The organism is Actinacidiphila glaucinigra, from assembly GCF_035918135.1.
GTDB classification, from domain to species: domain Bacteria; phylum Actinomycetota; class Actinomycetes; order Streptomycetales; family Streptomycetaceae; genus Actinacidiphila; species Actinacidiphila glaucinigra.
Map to the genome: position 1 here is coordinate 2289748 of NZ_CP109144.1, position 16425 is coordinate 2306172.

A 16425-nucleotide genomic window follows, 5' to 3' on the forward strand; every position below is an offset into this window, starting at 1 on the left:
TCAGAGCAGGATCCGGAGCGGGTGTTCGAGCACGTCCACGAACTCCCTCAGCCACTCGGCCGCGGCGGCGCCGTCCACCGCCCTGTGGTCGACGGCCAGGGTCAGCCGCAGTACGGACGCGACGTCGACCGCGCCGTCCTCGACGACCGCATCCTGCCGCACCGCGCCGATGGCCAGGATCGCCGCCTGGGGAGGGTTGATGATCGCCGCGAAGTCCTCGGTGCCGTACATGCCGAGGTTCGTGATCGTGATCGAGCCGCCCTCCAGTTCGTCCTGCCGGAGGCTGCGCTCCTTCGCACGGGCGATGAGGTCCTTCGTCGCCGTGGCGACGCCGCTCATCGACAGGGACTGCACGCCGCGGATCACCGGGGTGACCAGACCGCCGTCGGTGGCGACGGCCACGGCGATGTCGACGTCCGAGAAGTGCCGGACCGAAGTGTCGTTCCACTGCACGTTCATCGCGGGAACGCCCGAGTGCGCGGCGGCTATCGCCTTGACGAGCAGGTCGTTGATCGACACCCGGACTCCCTGACCGGCGTTGATCTGCTGCCGCAGGGTGAGCAGCGCGTCGACGCGTGCGCTGCCGCGCACATAGAAGTGCGGCGTGTCCCGCTTGCTCTCCGTCAGCCGGCGGGCGATGGCCGTCCGCATCCGGGTGTTGGGCACGTCGACATAGCGTGCGCCCGCTGCCGGAGCCGGACGCGTCCCGTCCAGCGCCCCGTTGCCCACCGGGGCCGCCACCTCCTCCTGCCGGGCCGGCCGGGCGGCGGCCGCCTCGACGTCGGAGCGCCGGATCCGTCCCCGCGGACCGCTCCCCGTCACGGAGTCCAGATCGACGTCGAGTTCGCGTGCGCGACGTCGCGCCAGCGGACTGGCGAAGAGGCGCCCACCCCCGGCGCGTGCGGACTCGCCGGGGACCGGAGCGACCGCGCCCGCCACGGGCTCTTCCGTCGCCGGCCCCGAGGAAACCGTCACCGGCGGCGCACCGGTACCCAGCGAGGCCACCAGGTCGTCCACCGCGGCCGCCGGCTCGTCCGGCACCCCCCATACCGCGATCGGCGCGCCCACCTCGACTGTCGTGCCGGCCTCCACCAGGAGGCGCAGGAGCACTCCGTCGCGCTCGGCCGCCACCTCGACCACGGCCTTCTCGGTCTCCACCGTGACGATCGGATCGCCCGCCTTGTAGGGGACGTTCACACCGACGTTCCAGGACTCCAGGATCGCCTCCTCGGTGTTGGCGGCGACCTCCGGCATGCGCAGCAGCTCAGCCATGGTTCTGCTCCCGCGCGATCTCGCGGAGCTTGGCGACGACTTCCTCCGTGGAGGCGAAGGCGGCACGCTCCAGCACCTTGCTGATGCTGGGCGACGCCTCGCCGCCCGTCACGCGCTCGATCGGGGCGTCGAGCCAGTCGAACAGCCTTCGCTGGATCTCGTCCGCGAGCCAGCCGCCGTAGGAGGTGCCGAGGGCGCCCTGCTCGGCGATGAGCACGTTGTTCGTCTTCTGCACGGATCGCGTGATCGTGTCCCAGTCCAGGCTGGCCCGGTCCAGCCAGCGCAGGTCGACGACCTCGGCGTCCACTCCCGTCTGTTCGACGGCGTCCAGGACGGCCGGCGTCATCGCGAGATAGGTGAGGATGGTCAGGGCCGCGCCCTCACGGCGTACGGCGGCCTTGCCGACCGGCAGATGGTGGTCGAAGTTGTCCGGCAGTCCCGGACCGGTCGAGTTGTACAGATCGACGTGCTCGAGGACCACGACCGGGTCGTCGCAGGCCAGGGCCGTGTTCATCAGGCCGACGTAGTCGAACGGGGTCGACGGCGCGACGATGCGCCAGCCCGGTGCCGTCGCGAAGACGCCGGCCGGGTCCATCGAGTGCTGCGATCCGTAGCCGGTGCCGGTGGCGACCTTGCTGCGCAGGACGAACGGCACCTTGCCCTCACCGCCGAACATGTGGCGCGCCTTCCCGATCTGGTTGAACAACTGGTCCGCCGCGACCCACATGAAGTCGGCGTACATGAACTCGACGATCGGGCGGTACCGGCCGTCCAGAGCCAGTCCGCCGCCGAGACCGGCGAACGCGTTCTCCGATATCGGCGTCCCGATCACACGGTCGGGGAACTCCTCGCTCAGCCCGCGGGTGGCGCCGTTGGTACCGCCGTTGAGCCGGTGCACGTCCTCCCCCATCACCACGACGCGAGGGTCGATCTCCAGCCGGCGCCCCATCACCGCGGCCACGGCGCCGATGAACTTGACGTCGGTCAGGTCGTCGGCGAAGTCCCCGGTGTCGGTGAACTCGACCTCGGCCAGCTCCGACAGGTCCCCCCTGACGCCTTGGTCGACGAATGCCGGGTCCGGCCACTCCGAGGGCACGATGCGGCGCTCACCGGGCTTGCCGCCCGGCCGCGGTTCCAGGATGACGTCGCCGAGTTCGGACATCAGCCCCTTGGCGCGCTGGATCGTCTCCGTGACCGCCTTCTTGCTGAGGATTCTGCGTCGCACCAGGTGCCGCACCACGGTGTCGATGGGGTCGCGGGAACGCCACTGCGCCTCCTCCTCCCTGGTCCGGTACCGGAACGCCGAACCGGCGAAGGGACCGTTCTGGTGGAAGTAGCGGTAGACGTCCGCCTCGATCATCGTCGGGCCGTCGCCGCCCCGCATGTGCGTGAGGGCCTGCTGCGTCACGAGGTACACGGCCAGCGGATCCATGCCGTCGACCTTCCAGCTCCGGATGCCGAAGCCCGGGCCGCGGCCGGACAGCCGTGGCTCGGCGGTGACTTCGGAGACGTGGGTGGAGACGGCGTACAGGTTGTTCTCGACGAAGAAGCACAGGGGCAGCGACCACGCCGCCGCGAGATTGAGGGTCTCCAGTGTGGATCCGATGTTGATCGCGCCGTCGCCGAAGAACGTGAAGGTCACCGCCTCGGTTCCGGACTCCTTGTGGGCGTAGGCGGATCCGGCGGCGAGCGGTACCCCGCCGCCGACGATCGCGTTCGTCCCGATCGCGCCGGCCTCGTGCCACTGGAGGTGCATGCTCCCGCCCCGGCCGTGGCTGAACCCCCGGTCGAGTCCGCATATCTCGCGCAGACAACGCAGGAGCACGTCCTGCACGTCCTCGGGGAACGGCTTCGTCGGCTCGATGCCCTCGGGATGCAGATGGGCGAGCACCTTGGCGAGGAACTGGTGATGGCCACGATGCGAGCCGTTCACGGTGTCCTGCGACGTCAGGGCGAAGCACGCACCGACGGCGCCCCCCTCCTGACCGATGCTGGAGTGCGCCGGGCCGTGGATGAGTCCGTCCGCGGCGAGCTCCAGGACGTACTCCTCGAAGGCCCTGATCAGCACCAGTTGGCTGAACATGCCCGTCAGGAGGTCCGGGGCCGCGGCGTCCCAGTCGTCCTGCGTGACGACGAACTCCGACCATGCGGCCTTCGCTTCGAGTGTGTGTTCCGCAGGCATCGGGTGCCCCCTTCGATCGACCGGAGTGCATCGACCCTGCCACACAGTTGGATCCAATTACAAGGTTTCACTCGACAGATTGCGGCATCGGCGTGACCATGGAGCAGCATTCGGATCCAAAGGAGGAAGATCATGGCTCTGCCCGGCCTCATGCGCCTGGATCACATCGGATTCACGGTGCCGGACCTGGACCAGGCGCACGCATGGCTCGTGGACGTCCTGGGGTGCGAGTACCTGTACTCGATCGGCCCGTTCGGGGCGACGGACGACTGGATGTCGGAACACCTGAACGTGGACGCGCGCACGGTCATGCGCCGGCTGAACTTCTACCGGTGCGGCCAGCAGGCGGTGTTCGAGGTCTTCGCGTACCAGGCGGACGCGCAGCGGCAGGCCGTCCCGCGCAACAGCGACGTCGGCGGACACCACGTCGCGCTGTACGTCGAGGACCTCGACGAGGCGGTGGGGTTCCTCAGGGCGCGGGGCGTTCCCGTGCTCGGCGACCCCACCGCAAGCGCCGGCCCGTCGGAAGGGCAGCGGTGGGTCTACTTCCTCTCACCATGGGGAATGCAGTTCGAGCTGGTGTCGTATCCTGAGGGCAAGGCCTTCGACCGCGACCCGTCACAGTTCAGAGGTGACCGCTCTTGACCCCCGCGCACGCTCGCGATCCGCGCGGGTCGGACAGCGTCAGGAGCCGGCACATCGCGGGCATCCTCCGTGAGGAGATCCTGGCCGGCGAACTGACGCCCGGCACCTGGCTGCGGCAGGACGACATCGCGGCGCGCCTGGGCACGAGCCGGATCCCGGTCCGTGAAGCGCTGCGGATCCTGGAGTCCGACGGCCTCGCGGAATCGTTCCCCAACCGGGGCTCGCGGGTCCCGATGCTCAGCCTCCAGGAAGTGAACACCTACTACCGGATGCGCGAGCGCCTCGAGCCGCTGACCCTGATCGAGAGCCTCCCCCATCTCGCCGATCAGCACATCGATCGCCTGGAGCAGCTCCAGGACGAGATCGAGAACCAGAGCGACGTCAATCGGTTCCTGCTCCTGGACCGCGAGTTCCACATGACCACCTACGCGGGGTGCCCCAGCGACCACCTGCTGGCCATCACCGAGCGGCTCTGGAACTCCACCCAGCACTACCGCCGTGCGTTCATGGTGCTCACCGACACCGACCGGGGCGCCATCGTCAACGCCGAGCACCGGCTGATCCTCGACGCCGTGCGGCGCCGCGATCCCGAAGACGGTGAGCGGTACCTGACCGGGCACATCCGCCGCACGAGGGTCGAACTCACGGCGCACCCCGAACTGTTCACCGAGAAGCACTGACGCCGGCGGGACGCCGGAGCTCCCGGGGAGCGCAACGGCGTCCCGCCCTGCGCGGGGCAGGCTCGGCCGCGCGTTCCCGACGCCGCGTCCCGGACGCGGATGCGCTCCGCCTTCCGCAGGTCGCCGCCCGCTCCCCCCGCATGACGAGCCGTTGTCGCGACGGGCGGCACTACTTGCAAATGTATCCAACTTGACGTGATGAAGCGCTCGCACGCCTCAACACCCCTGGCATGCCGCCCCGGCGAGGCTTACAGTGGATCCAATCCAGCTCTTGGATGCCCACACCACGAGGAGAGCACCGTGCCCATAGCCACCGTCAATCCCGCTACCGGTGAGCTCGTCGAGGAGTTCACCCCCCTCACCGGGCAACAGGTCGACCAGCGGCTGGCGCGAGCACACGCCGCGGCCGCGACGCTCCGGGCGACCGACTTCGACACGCGCGCCCGGTGGATGCGGGCGGCCACGGACCTGGTCGAGGCCGAGGTGGACCTGGCGGCGCCCATGCTCACCATCGAGATGGGCAAGCCGATCACGCAGGCCCGGGCGGAAGTCCTCAAGTGCGCCCGGGCGATGCGGTTCTACGCCGACAACGCCGAGGCCCTGCTGGCCGACCAACCGCTCGCCGACCCGGGAACCGTCAAGGCCTCGGCCGCCTACACCTCCTACGAGCCCCTCGGCGTCGTTCTCGCCGTGATGCCGTGGAACTACCCGATGTGGCAGGTGATCCGCTTCGCCGCGCCGGCGCTGATGGCCGGCAACGTGGGCCTGCTCAAGCACGCCTCGAACGTCCCGCAGTCCGCGCTGTACCTCGACACGCTCTTCGAACGCGCGGGCTTCCCCGCGGGGTCGTTCCAGGCGCTCCTCATCGGAGCGGCGGACGTCGAAGCCGTCGTCCGCGACCGGCGCGTCGCCGCCGTGACGCTGACCGGATCCGAACCGGCCGGGCGGTCGATCGCGGCGGTCGCGGGCTCGGAGGTGAAGAAGGCCGTGCTGGAACTGGGCGGGTCCGACCCCTTCATCGTGCTGCCCTCCGCCGATGTTCGCGCCGCGGCCCGGACCGCCGTGACCGCGCGCACGATGAACAACGGCCAGTCGTGCATCGCGGCCAAGCGGTTCATCGTCCACACCGAGGTGTACGAGGAGTTCGTCGAGGCCTTCGTCGCGGGCACGAAGGCCCTGATCGTCGGCGACCCGCTCGACGAGGACACCGAGATCGGACCGATCGCCACGGAGTCGGGCCGGCGCGAGCTCGCCGAACTGGTCGACGACGCCGTCTCGAAGGGCGCCGTCCTGCGGTGCGGCGGATCCCCGGTCGGCACCGAGGGATGGTTCTTCGAGCCGACGGTACTGGAGGAGGTCACCGCCGGGATGCGGGTGTACGGGGAGGAGGCCTTCGGTCCGCTGGCCGTGGTCCACCGGGTCGACGACATCGAACAGGCCGCGGCACTCGCCAACGACACGGCCTTCGGCCTCAGCTCGTCGGTGTGGACCACCGACCCCGAGGAGGAGCGGTTCCTGATCCCGCGGCTCGAGGCGGGCGCCGTCTTCGTCAACGGCATGAGCGTCTCCTACCCCGAGCTGCCGTTCGGCGGCGTGAAGGACTCGGGCATCGGGCGCGAGCTCGCCGCGGAGGGCATCCGGGAGTTCTGCAACCTCAAGACGGTCTGGAAGGGCTGACGGAAGCCGCTCCCGCACACCACGGCCAGGGCGCACGCCGGACGGCGTGCGCCCTGGCCGTGCGCGCTCAAAGTGCCGCTGCCGCCCAGCGGTTCAGCGTCTCGCTCTTGTCGTCCCAGGTGAGCCAGGTCCCGTCGCCGAGCGGACGCACATAGCTGTCGACAGGGCCCGTGGGATACGCGACCGCCCCGCGTATCTCCAGGGTGCGGGCGTCGAGCAGCCAGTGGCGGGCCTCCTCGGGTTCCTCGGCGGAGTCGATCGTCGAGGCGATGACCGTGTCGGCGTCCACGAAGCCGCAGCCGTAGTCCCAGCAGGGTGGGTCCTCGTCGTCGGCCGACTCGGGCGACACCTCTGCGAGCACGGTGCCGTCCAGAGCGTGTACGTGAAGGTCCCATCCGCTGTGCTCGACGGTCAGGAATCCCGGGTGCCCCTCATGGACGTCCATCAGGATGCGGTCCATGCCCTCGTTCAGGTCCCAGCCGGTCAGCTCGCCGCCGTCCAGGCGCGCCCAGTGCAGCAGAACGCCGTCCTGGCCCATGCCGATGCAGAGACCCATGTGGACACCGTCCGGGTGGGACAGCTGGTGCGAACCGGATGCCGCGCTGTCCAGCGGCAGCCGGGCCAGCTCCCGTCCGTCCCCGGCGTCCAGGACGACCCAGCGCTCCTCCCAGTCGTCTTCCTCCGGCCCGGACAGGACATGCGCCCAGACGAGCCGGCCGTCGTCCGAGACCCGGCAGGATCCGTGCTCGTTGCCGCGGCACACCTCCTGCTCGTCCCCCGTGTGCGGGTGACCCATCGCGGGCCCCCAGCAGGCGTGCCGGTACTCCCACAGAGTCTCGCCGCCCCTGCCCACCGCCCGTACCGCACGCTGGCCCGAGAACACCGCGAACGTGCCGTCGGGACTCACCGAGTGGACACCGCGGTTCCACCCCGGCCAGGGAAGGGGGAAGACGGCGGTCGGCACGCGGTCACCCGCGAACACCTCGTCCAGGTCGTGGACCTCCAGCGCGCGCCCGTTGCCGAGGAGGGCGCGGCACGAACCGCCCCCGCGGCTCTCCAACGCGAAGCCGTGGACGAGCGCGCCCCCACCCGGCAGCCGTACCGAGTCGCGCAGTTGTGCGGTGATCGACATGACCCGAAGGTAGCGGACCCCACTGACAGTGCGGCGTGGGCGGTGCAGCCGTCAGAGGACCCGGAGTATGTCGTCGACGCGCTCCTTGGCGTCGCCGAAGAGCATGGCGGAGTTGTCGCGGTAGAACAGGGGGTTCTGGACGCCGGCGTAGCCGGAGGCCATCGAGCGCTTGAAGACGATGACGTTCTCGGCGTTCCAGACCTGGAGGACGGGCATACCGGCGATGGGCGAGCCCGGGTCCTCGGCCGCCGCGGGGTTGACGGTGTCGTTGGCGCCGATGACGAGGACGACGGAGGTCCGGTCGAAGTCGTCGTTGACCTCGTCCATCTCCAGCACGATGTCGTAGGGGACCTTGGCCTCGGCGAGCAGGACGTTCATGTGGCCCGGCAGCCGACCCGCGACCGGGTGGATGCCGAAGCAGACCTTGACGCCTCGGTCCCTGAGCTTGCGGGTCAACTCGGCGACGCCGTACTGGGCCTGGGCCACGGCCATGCCGTAGCCGGGGGTGATGATCACCGAGTCGGCCGTTCCGAGGAGCTCGGCGACGCCCTCGGCCGTGATCTCGCGGTGCTCTCCGTAGTCCTTGTCGTCGGCCGGGCCGGCCTCGATGCCGAACCCGCCGGCGATCACCGAGACGAAGGACCGGTTCATCGCCTTGCACATGACGGAGGACAGGTAGGCGCCCGAGGAGCCGACCAGGGCGCCGGTGATGATCAGCAGGTCGTTCTCCAGCAGGAATCCCGACGCCGCAGCCGCCCAGCCGGAGTAGGAGTTCAGCATCGACACGACGACCGGCATGTCCCCGCCGCCGATCGAGGCGACCAGGTGCCACCCCAGGGCCAGCGCGACGACCGTGACCGACACCAGCAGCCACAGCGCCGGGTCGATCACGAACCATGCGGTGAGGACGGTGAACGCGCCGAGCGCCGCGAGGTTGAGCTGGTTCTTGCCGGGCAGCATCAGCGGCGCCGACCTGATCCGCGCCGAGAGCTTGAGGAACGCCACGACCGAGCCGGTGAAGGTGACCGCGCCGATGAAGACGCCGATGAACACCTCGGCGGAATGGATCCCGAGCAGGTCCTGGCCCGCAGCGCCCCGGCCTCGGCGCTGCCCGGGCCGTCCAGGGTGGCCTCCACGTGCAGGTAGCCGTTCCAGCCCACCAGCACCGCCGCCAGACCCACGAAGGAGTGCAGCAGGGCGATCAGTTCGGGCATCCCGGTCATCTCCACGACCCGCGCCCGCCACAGCCCGATCGCGGCACCGACCGCCACGGCGCCGATCATCAGCGCCAGACCGGCTCCGGAGATGCCGTGGTCGATCGCCAGCACGATCGTCGCGGTCAGGGCCACCGCCATGCCGGCGATGCCGAAGGCCTTGCCGGCCTTGGCGGACTCGTGGTGCGACAACCCGGCCAGCGCCAGGATGAAGAGCAGGGCCGCGACGATGTAGGCGGCCGCCGCTCCGGTCTCGACAGTCATCAGATCAGACATGGCAGAGCCCCTCAGCTTCTCGAGAACATGGAGAGCATCCGGCGGGTCACCGCGAAGCCACCGAAGATGTTGACGGAGGCCAGCAGGATCGCGATCGTCGCGAGCGTGGTGACCGCCCCGCCGTTCGGGGCCTCACCGTGACCGATCTGCATCAGGGCGCCGACCACGATGATTCCCGAGATCGCGTTGGTGACGCTCATCAGCGGCGTGTGCAGGGCGTGGTGCACCTGCCCGATCACGTAGTAGCCGATCACGATCGCCAGCGCGAACACCGTCAGGTGCCCCAGCAGCGCCGGCGGGGACAGGGCCGCGAGCAGGAACAGCACGATCGCGCCGGCCCCGACCACGGCGAACCGGCGCCGGGTCGACACCGGCGGGCCGGCCTGGGAGCCGGCCGGCTTCGCTTCCGGGGGTGCGGAGGCGGGGACGGCCGCCGGAGCGGCGGACACCTGGACCGGCGGCGGCGGCCAGGTCGGCTCGCCGTCGCGCACCACGGTCATCGACCGCTGCACCACGTCGTCGAAGTCCAGCACCAGCCGGCCGTCCTTGGCCGGGGTCATCAGCTTCATCAGGTTGACCAGGTTGGTGCCGTACAGCTGGGACGCCTGCGCGGGCAGCCGGCCGGGCAGGTCGGTGTAGCCGATGATCGTCACACCGTTGTCCGTGACCACCGCCCGGTCCCTGACCGTGCCCTCGACGTTGCCGCCGTTCGCGGCGGCCAGGTCCACGATGACGCTGCCGGACCTCATCGACGCCACCATCTCCGCGGTGATCAGCGTCGGCGCCGGACGGCCCGGGATCAGCGCGGTCGTGATCACGATGTCCATCTCGGTGATCCGGTCCGTGTACAGCCGCGCCGCGCGGGTGTTGTAGTCCCGCGACATCTCCTTGGCGTAACCCGTCGCCGACACCTCCACCTCGCCGGCTTCCTCGACCTCGACCGAGAGGTACTCGCCGCCCAGCGACCTGACCTGGTCGGCGACCTCGGGCCGCGGGTCGGTGGCGTACACGACGGCCCCCAGGCTTCCCGCGGCGCCGATCGCGGCCAGGCCCGCCACCCCCGCACCGCAGACCAGCACCTTCGCCGGCGGCACCTTGCCGGCCGCCGTCACCTGCCCGGTGAAGAAGCGGCCGAAGACATGCGCGGCCTCCACCACCGCCCGGTAGCCGGCGATGTTCGCCATCGACGACAGCACGTCCAGCGACTGCGCTCGCGAGATACGGGGCACCGCGTCCATCGCCAGCGCCGTGATCGGCCGCCGCGTCAGGTCCTCGACCAGCGCGGGATCGAACGCCGGGCTCATGATGCCCACGACCGTCGCTCCCGGCTTCAGCCCGTCGAGCTGCTCCGTCGAGAGGGCGTTCACACCGAACACGACGTCCGCCGCCAACGGGTCACCGAGCCTCGCACCGGCTCCGGTGTACGCCTCGTCCGGGAAGCTCGACCGCGCCCCCGCACCCGGCTCCACCACGACGTCGTACCCCAGCTCGACCAGCTGGACCACCGTGGCGGGAGTCGCGGCAACGCGCGTCTCGCCACGGCGGGCTTCGCTCACGATTCCGATCAGCATTCCCCAACTCCAGGGTGTCGATGGTGCAGAGCACGCGGCGGGCGGCCGGGTGCGCCCGACAGGAACGCCATCCAAGGCGACGGGGGGCCTTGGATGGCGTCTGCCCGGGGACCTGCGATCAGGCGACGGGCTTGGACAACCCGCCGTCGACGCGCAGCACCTGGCCGGTCACGTAGGAGGCGTCGTCGGACGCCAGGAACGCCGCCGCGGCGCCGATCTCGGTGGGCTCGGCCCAACGGTTGAGCCGGATGCCGAGCCCCTGGACCATGCCGGCCCGGACCTCTTCGGCGCTCTTGCCCTGCTGAGCACCCATGGCCTCGGTCTTGGTGAGCCAGCCCTCGGTCTTCGTCATCCCCGGGGAGATGGCGTTGACCCGGATGTTGCTCGAAGCCGCCTCGGTCGCCAGGTAGCTCGTGAGGGCGACCACGCCCGCGTTCACGATGGCCGTGGGGCCGGTGTTCGGGATCACCGCGTGCGCGGTCGCGCCGACGACGTTGACGATGCTGCCGCTGCCGGTCCGGCTCAGGAACGGGAGGGCGGCCTGCGCGACACGGAGGAACCCGATCAGCTTCGTGTCGAAGGCGGCCGCGACGATCTGCTCGTCGGCCTTGTCCAGGGGGGAGGGAGCGAGCTGCGGACCCGCGTTGTTGACGACGATGTCGAGGCTGCCCCGCCACGCGTGAACCGTTGCCAGCGCGCTGTCGACGGACTCCGCGTCGGTGACGTCCGCGACGACGGGGAGCACGTCCTCCGCGCGGCCTCCGGCGGTGAGACGGCCTGCCGCCGCCTTGACGGCCGCTTCGTCCCTGGCTGCGATCGCCACCTTGGCACCGCGCTCGAGGAGCGCCTGTGCGATGGCGTAGCCCAGGCCTCGGCTACCACCGGTCACGAAAGCCGTGCGGCCCTCCAAGTTCCAACCTGCAGCCATGTTCGGTCCCTCCAGTCAGCGCTTCGTTGCTTCCGCGGAGAGTCGATCCGAAGCGCCGAGCCCGCGGCAAGCGCGGGTAACGCGGGGTTCACAGGCGGACCGCCGGACCGGCCTGCGGCTTTCCGGCCGGATAACGGCGCGGGGTGCACCCTGAGCTGTGCGCAGCCTGCTCCGAGGCGAGGGACCGCCGGGTCCCCCACGGGTGCGCGCACCTCACCGTCTCCGGTGGTGCGCATGTGTCTCCCCTACCCGCGACTTCCGCATGGCAAAGGACTTGTGATGGCGATTCCGACATTTGGACCGAACGCGGTCGACTGGGAAACCCGCATCGACATGAACAGGCTCCGCGACGAGCGGCTGGCACGTCTGCGCGCGTCGTTGGAGCAGTCCGACCTCGGCGCCGTCCTGGCCTTCGACTTCGCCAACATCCGCTACATGACCTCGACCCACATCGGCACCTGGGGCATCGACAAGATGATCCGGTTCTCCCTGCTGGTCAGGGGAGGCGAGCCGATCGTCTGGGACTTCGGCTCGGCCGCCAGGCACCACCAGCTGTACAACCCGTGGCTGGACTACTCGAAAGCCCACTCGGACGGCGATCCGCACGGAGCCCACCACGGAGCCGACGCCCGCAACCCGAGCGGCGCCCGCGCCGGCATCTCCACGTTGCGCGGCGCCATCAACCCCCTGGTCGGGATGGCCGACTCCGTCGCCCGGAAGATCAAGCACGAGCTCGAGCTCTACGGGCTCCTCGGCGAGCCGCTGGGCGTCGACGTGATCGAACTCCCGGTCCTGAAGGCCCTGCAGGACGCGGGCGTCACGGTGGTGGACGGCCAGCAGGTGTTCCTGGAGGCCCGGCGCATCAAGACCCGCGACGAGATCCATCTGCTCACCCACGCCTGCTCGATGGTCGACGCCGCCTACGAGAACCTCTACGAGTTCCTCCGGCCGGGTGTGCGGGAGAACGAGTGCGTGGGCGTGGTGGCCAAGACCCTCTACGACCTCGGCTCGGAGTTCGTCGAAGGCGTCAACGCCATCTCCGGGGAGCGGTGCGCGCCGCACCCCCATGTCTTCTCGGACCGCATCGTGCGGCCCGGGGACCCCGCGTTCTTCGACATCCTGCACAGTTACAACGGCTACCGCACCTGCTACTACCGCACGTTCGCGGTGGGCAGCGCCTCCTCCGCCCAGCGCGACGCCTACACGCGGTGCCGCGCGTACATGGACGAGGCGATCAGCCTCGTCCGGCCGGGAGCCACCACGGCGGACATCGTGTCGGTGTGGCCGACGGCGCAGGAGTTCGGGTTCGCCGACGAGGAGGCGGCCTTCGCGCTCCAGTACGGCCACGGTGTCGGGCTGTCGATCTGGGAGAAGCCGGTGTTCTCCCGGCTGGTGTCCCTCGAGCACCCCGAGGTGCTCGAGGAGGGCATGGTGTTCGCGCTCGAGACCTACTGGCCGTCGAAGGACGGCTGGGGAGCGGCCCGGATCGAGGAGGAACTCGTGGTGACCGCGGACGGCTGCGAGGTCATCACCAAGTTCCCCGCGGAGGAGCTTCTCGTCGCCGGGCAGCGCTACTTCACCGTCTCGGGGCCGCTGCCGACCGAGCGCGACTCGCAGTCGCACCTGAACACGTTCGCGGGGACCCGCGCCGTGCGCCGGGACGACGCAGCCGGCCTCTGACCGGGAGGGACGGGGAGGACGGTCAGGACCTCGCACGACCGGCCGGCGCCTTCCGCCCGCCCCGTGGGCGGAAGGCGCCGGCCGGTCGTGTGGTCAGCCGGTCGTCCCAGGGGCGATGTTCTTGTTGAACCGCAGCAGGTTCCGCGGGTCCCAGGCGGCCTTGACCGAACGCAGCCGCCGTGCCGTCACCGGGTGCGGACCGGCGCGACCTGGACCGGTTCTTCCGTACGCGCTTCGGCCTCTGACTCAACTCCCAATCCTTTCGGATCCATTCTGGCCCTCCGGGGCCAAGATTTGCCATCAGGCGGTTGAATATGGATCCATCTCCTGTCAGGGTGGAGAGTGAGCGATCCAGGAGAGCGCCGCCGCGACCGGACGCCGCAGAGGTGACGTGCGGGGTGCCTCGGGCCGTGCCGCGCCGCTTCTCCAACCGGGGCGTCGAGGCGCCTCCTCCCGCCGGCGGCCGGTGAGAACCGCGGCCTTCCGGGAACCCGCCGCGGACCGCGACGTGACGTCCACAGCACCTGAGGACACCATGAGCCAGCCCGAGCAGGACCCTCAAGCCGAGACTCCCCCTGTCGCGTGGAGCGCGGCGCTGCGGGGTGCCGTACGGGGCAGGGCCATGGCGCAGACGACCACCGCCGCCCTGATCGTCGGCTCGACCCTGTTCATGGTGAACCTGTACTCGCAGGTCAGGGACGGCCCGTTCACCTGGGCGCTCGCCGCTCGCACGGCACTGACCTTCCTCGTGCCGTGGCTCAACGCGACGATGGGGATCGCGATCGGCCTGCGACGCCCTGGCACTCCGCCCCGCCGCGCGGCCCCGCCCCAGGTCGCGGCCGCTCCCCCGGAGCCCACCTCGTCCTCACCCCAAGCCGGCTGCCTCCAGCCGGGATTCCTCGAAAGGTGATCGCATGTCACTGGTGCCGCTGCTCACTTCCGCCGACTTCTCCCCGGCCGACCAACCCGCTCTCGCCCAGGGGATGAGTGCGTACGGCGAAGTGCTGAACACCTGGGCGGGCATCGGGAACAGCCCCGGCCTGCTCGCCGCCTACCTTCCCTTCCTCAGGCAGGTCAACGGTCCGGGCGCGCTGGACGGGCGCGTGAAGGAACTGGTCGCCGTGCGCGTCTCCGTGCTCAACCACTGCCGCTACACGACGAGTCACCGCTGCGCGTCGGCGCTCGCCAAGGGCGTGTCGGCCGACGAGCTGGCGGCCGTCGCGGACGGCGGGCTCGAGGGCTTCACCGAACAGGAGCGGCTGGCGCTCCGGCTGGCCGAGGAGATGACGATCGCCCTTCCGGGCGTCCCGGTGGACAGCGGCCTCACCGGCGTCTCGGCGGATGTCCGCGAAGAGGCGCGGCGGGTGTTCGACGCGGCGCAACTCGTGGAGCTCGTGATGTGCATCAGCCTGTGGAACGCCCTGTCGCGCTTCCACCGTGTCATGGCCTTCGAACTCGACATGCCCGAGCCGCCCGCGGCCGTGGCGGCCCGGCTCTGAGACCGCGCGCGATCGGAGGCCGGCCGGACGGGAGTCCGGCCGGCCTCACGCGTATCCGGAGGGTCAGGCGGGAACCTGGCCCGCCTCCCGCCGCAGCCGCACGAGGAGGGACATGAAGTCCTGCTCGCCCAGGCCGGTCGAGATGCACGCCTGGAGCAGTTGCTGCACGACGCCGGTGACCGGCAGCGGAACCCCGCCGGCCGCCGCGGCTTCGAGGGCCAGGTCCAGGTCCTTGCGCATGAGCCGCGAGCTGAACGTCGACGTGTAGTCGTCCGCCAGCAGCGGTCCGATCTTGTACTTCACCAGCGGCGACGCGACCGCCGAGGCCCCGACGACCTCCAGCAGCCTGTCCCGTTGCACCCCGTGGGCCTCGGCCAGCGCGACGCACTCGGCGAGGAGTTCGGCCGTCCCGGCGACCATGAGGTTGAGGGCCAGCTTGATGATGCGGGCGGCGTCCCCCTCGCCGCTGTGGAACACATGGGGGCCGATGTCGCGCAGCAGTCCCTCCACGGACGAGAAGACGGCGTCCTCACCCGACGCGATGACCGTGAGGTTCCCGGCGCGCACGACACCGGGGTTCCCGCTCACCGGAGCGCGCAGGTAGCCGATACCGGCGGCCTCCGCTGCGGCCGCCACGTCGCGGGACACCTCCACGGAGACGGTGCTCATGTCGACGAGGACCCGGCCCTTGCCGGACGCGGCGTGGACGAGCCCACCGTCGGGCGCGAGCGCCACGTCGGCCAGGGCGCGGGAGTCGGCGACCATCGTGATGCACACCTCCGACCGGTCCCACGCCTCGGCGGGGGCGTCGAGCTCGATCGCGCCCAGCGCCACGAGGCCGTCCGCCCTGCCCTTCGACCGGTTCCACACACTCACCTCGTGGCCTGCGCCGATGAGTCGTTCGGCTATGGCGGATCCCATCTGACCGAGGCCCAGCACGGATACGTTCACGTTCATCTCCTGAGACGGTGCGCGACTTGCGCAGGGGGTTGTCGAACTCACCCGGGCCGGGCCGCTCGCGGTGGTACGCGGCTCGGGCCCGGCGCCGGGTGAGGGCTCGCTATATCGATGCGGAGAGCTGCCAGTCGAAGGCGAGCTGCGCGTGGGAACGGGGATCGCAGAGGCTGCCGAATCTCCCGGCGAAGTACACCAGGGGGTCGGACTCGGCCTCGTAGCCGCAGCTGACCACCTTTCCGATGAAGATCGTGTGGTCTCCCCCAGCGACCTCCTCCCGCACCTCGCAGGCGAAGTAGGCGACCGCGCCCTCCACGACGGGGAGCTCGTGGTCCGCTCGCAGGCCCATGCCGGCGAACTTGTCGTCGCACCGGCTGGCGAACCGCAACGCGTGGTGCTCCTGTCCCCGTGCCAGGACACTGACCGCGAAGACCCCGGAACCGGAGATCGCGTCCCGCGTCGCAAGGGTGTTCCCGACGCACACCAGGAGCATGAGCGGATCCAGAGAGACGGACGCGACGGCGCTGGCCGTCATCCCCGCCGGGCCGTTCGGCGTCCTGGTCGTCACGATCGTGACGCCGGTCGAGAACCGCGACATTGCCCCGCGGTAGACGACGGACATGTCCTGCGCGGTCGACGTACCCATGGTGCCCTCCGTTGCGTGTGACGAGATGGCTTGAACACCGCCTGTGCCCAGGCGGCCCGGGTGTGGCTG

14 protein-coding genes and 1 pseudogene are annotated in these 16425 nt (G+C 70.4%); 6 read left to right on the top strand and 9 right to left on the bottom strand.

Features of this window, described 5'->3' with window-relative positions; all coding sequences use genetic code 11:
* Together OIE69_RS10010 and OIE69_RS10015 are read right to left on the bottom strand one after the other, a co-directional pair.
* Entirely contained in the window at window positions 1-1272 is a 1272-nt protein-coding gene (locus tag OIE69_RS10010) for a dihydrolipoamide acetyltransferase family protein (RefSeq protein ID WP_326571602.1), read from the bottom strand.
* The gene (locus OIE69_RS10015) at window positions 1265-3454 is read right to left on the bottom strand and encodes an alpha-ketoacid dehydrogenase subunit alpha/beta (RefSeq protein ID WP_326571603.1); all 2190 of its coding nucleotides are present in this window, start codon (window positions 3452-3454) and stop codon (window positions 1265-1267) included. Before OIE69_RS10015 ends, OIE69_RS10010 begins: the two co-directional genes overlap by 8 nt.
* Before the next feature lie 132 nt (window positions 3455-3586).
* Between OIE69_RS10015 and OIE69_RS10020 the strand changes: the two genes are divergently transcribed.
* From OIE69_RS10020 to OIE69_RS10030, 3 genes are all read left to right on the top strand, one after another.
* Window positions 3587-4099 carry a VOC family protein gene (locus OIE69_RS10020; protein ID WP_326571604.1) on the top strand — a complete coding sequence of 171 codons (513 nt, stop codon included), beginning with the start codon at window positions 3587-3589 and terminating at the stop codon, window positions 4097-4099.
* Entirely contained in the window at window positions 4096-4779 is a 684-nt protein-coding gene (locus OIE69_RS10025; RefSeq protein ID WP_326571605.1) for a GntR family transcriptional regulator, read from the top strand. The genes OIE69_RS10020 and OIE69_RS10025 overlap by 4 nt, the downstream gene beginning before the upstream one ends.
* A 300-nt stretch (window positions 4780-5079) precedes the next feature.
* Complete coding sequence (locus OIE69_RS10030; protein ID WP_326571606.1) at window positions 5080-6456, top strand: NADP-dependent succinic semialdehyde dehydrogenase; 1377 nt, start codon at window positions 5080-5082, stop codon at window positions 6454-6456.
* 67 nt (window positions 6457-6523) lie between these two features.
* Here the strand turns inward: OIE69_RS10030 and OIE69_RS10035 are convergent, their stop codons facing one another.
* The 4 genes and pseudogenes from OIE69_RS10035 to OIE69_RS10050 all read right to left on the bottom strand — a co-directional run bounded on the left by OIE69_RS10035 (window position 6524) and on the right by OIE69_RS10050 (window position 11577).
* A complete protein-coding gene (locus tag OIE69_RS10035; protein ID WP_326571607.1) occupies window positions 6524-7588 on the bottom strand; it encodes a hypothetical protein in 1065 nt (354 codons plus the stop codon).
* A gap of 51 nt (window positions 7589-7639) precedes the next feature.
* Window positions 7640-9066 (bottom strand): annotated as a pseudogene (pntB, locus tag OIE69_RS10040) (Re/Si-specific NAD(P)(+) transhydrogenase subunit beta).
* A 23-nt stretch (window positions 9067-9089) separates the two neighbouring features.
* Window positions 9090-10649 carry a Re/Si-specific NAD(P)(+) transhydrogenase subunit alpha gene (locus OIE69_RS10045; RefSeq protein ID WP_326571608.1) on the bottom strand — a complete coding sequence of 520 codons (1560 nt, stop codon included), beginning with the start codon at window positions 10647-10649 and terminating at the stop codon, window positions 9090-9092.
* Between the two features lie 118 nt (window positions 10650-10767).
* Entirely contained in the window at window positions 10768-11577 is an 810-nt protein-coding gene (locus OIE69_RS10050; protein ID WP_326571609.1) for an SDR family NAD(P)-dependent oxidoreductase, read from the bottom strand.
* 279 nt (window positions 11578-11856) lie between these two features.
* Here OIE69_RS10050 and OIE69_RS10055 point away from each other — a divergent pair, with 279 nt between their 5' ends.
* Window positions 11857-13257 (top strand): M24 family metallopeptidase, encoded by a 1401-nt coding sequence (locus tag OIE69_RS10055; protein ID WP_326571610.1) that lies wholly within the window; start codon window positions 11857-11859, stop codon window positions 13255-13257.
* A 93-nt stretch (window positions 13258-13350) separates the two neighbouring features.
* On the opposite strand, the gene OIE69_RS10060 is transcribed toward OIE69_RS10055, so the two are convergent.
* Complete coding sequence (locus OIE69_RS10060; protein WP_326571611.1) at window positions 13351-13446, bottom strand: BBE domain-containing protein; 96 nt, start codon at window positions 13444-13446, stop codon at window positions 13351-13353.
* 346 nt (window positions 13447-13792) lie between these two features.
* Between OIE69_RS10060 and OIE69_RS10065 the strand changes: the two genes are divergently transcribed.
* Both OIE69_RS10065 and OIE69_RS10070 read left to right on the top strand, forming a co-directional pair.
* On the top strand, window positions 13793-14167 hold the full coding sequence (locus OIE69_RS10065; RefSeq protein WP_326571612.1) for a hypothetical protein: 375 nt from the start codon (window positions 13793-13795) through the stop codon (window positions 14165-14167).
* 4 nt (window positions 14168-14171) lie between these two features.
* Window positions 14172-14756: a carboxymuconolactone decarboxylase family protein gene (locus OIE69_RS10070; RefSeq protein ID WP_326571613.1), complete on the top strand. Its 585-nt coding sequence runs from the start codon at window positions 14172-14174 to the stop codon at window positions 14754-14756.
* Between the two features lie 63 nt (window positions 14757-14819).
* Here the strand turns inward: OIE69_RS10070 and OIE69_RS10075 are convergent, their stop codons facing one another.
* Both OIE69_RS10075 and OIE69_RS10080 read right to left on the bottom strand, forming a co-directional pair.
* Window positions 14820-15707: an NAD(P)-dependent oxidoreductase gene (locus OIE69_RS10075; RefSeq protein ID WP_326571614.1), complete on the bottom strand. Its 888-nt coding sequence runs from the start codon at window positions 15705-15707 to the stop codon at window positions 14820-14822.
* Between the two features lie 109 nt (window positions 15708-15816).
* The gene (locus tag OIE69_RS10080; RefSeq protein ID WP_326571615.1) at window positions 15817-16356 is read right to left on the bottom strand and encodes a flavin reductase family protein; all 540 of its coding nucleotides are present in this window, start codon (window positions 16354-16356) and stop codon (window positions 15817-15819) included.
* Window positions 16357-16425 lie beyond the last annotated feature (69 nt).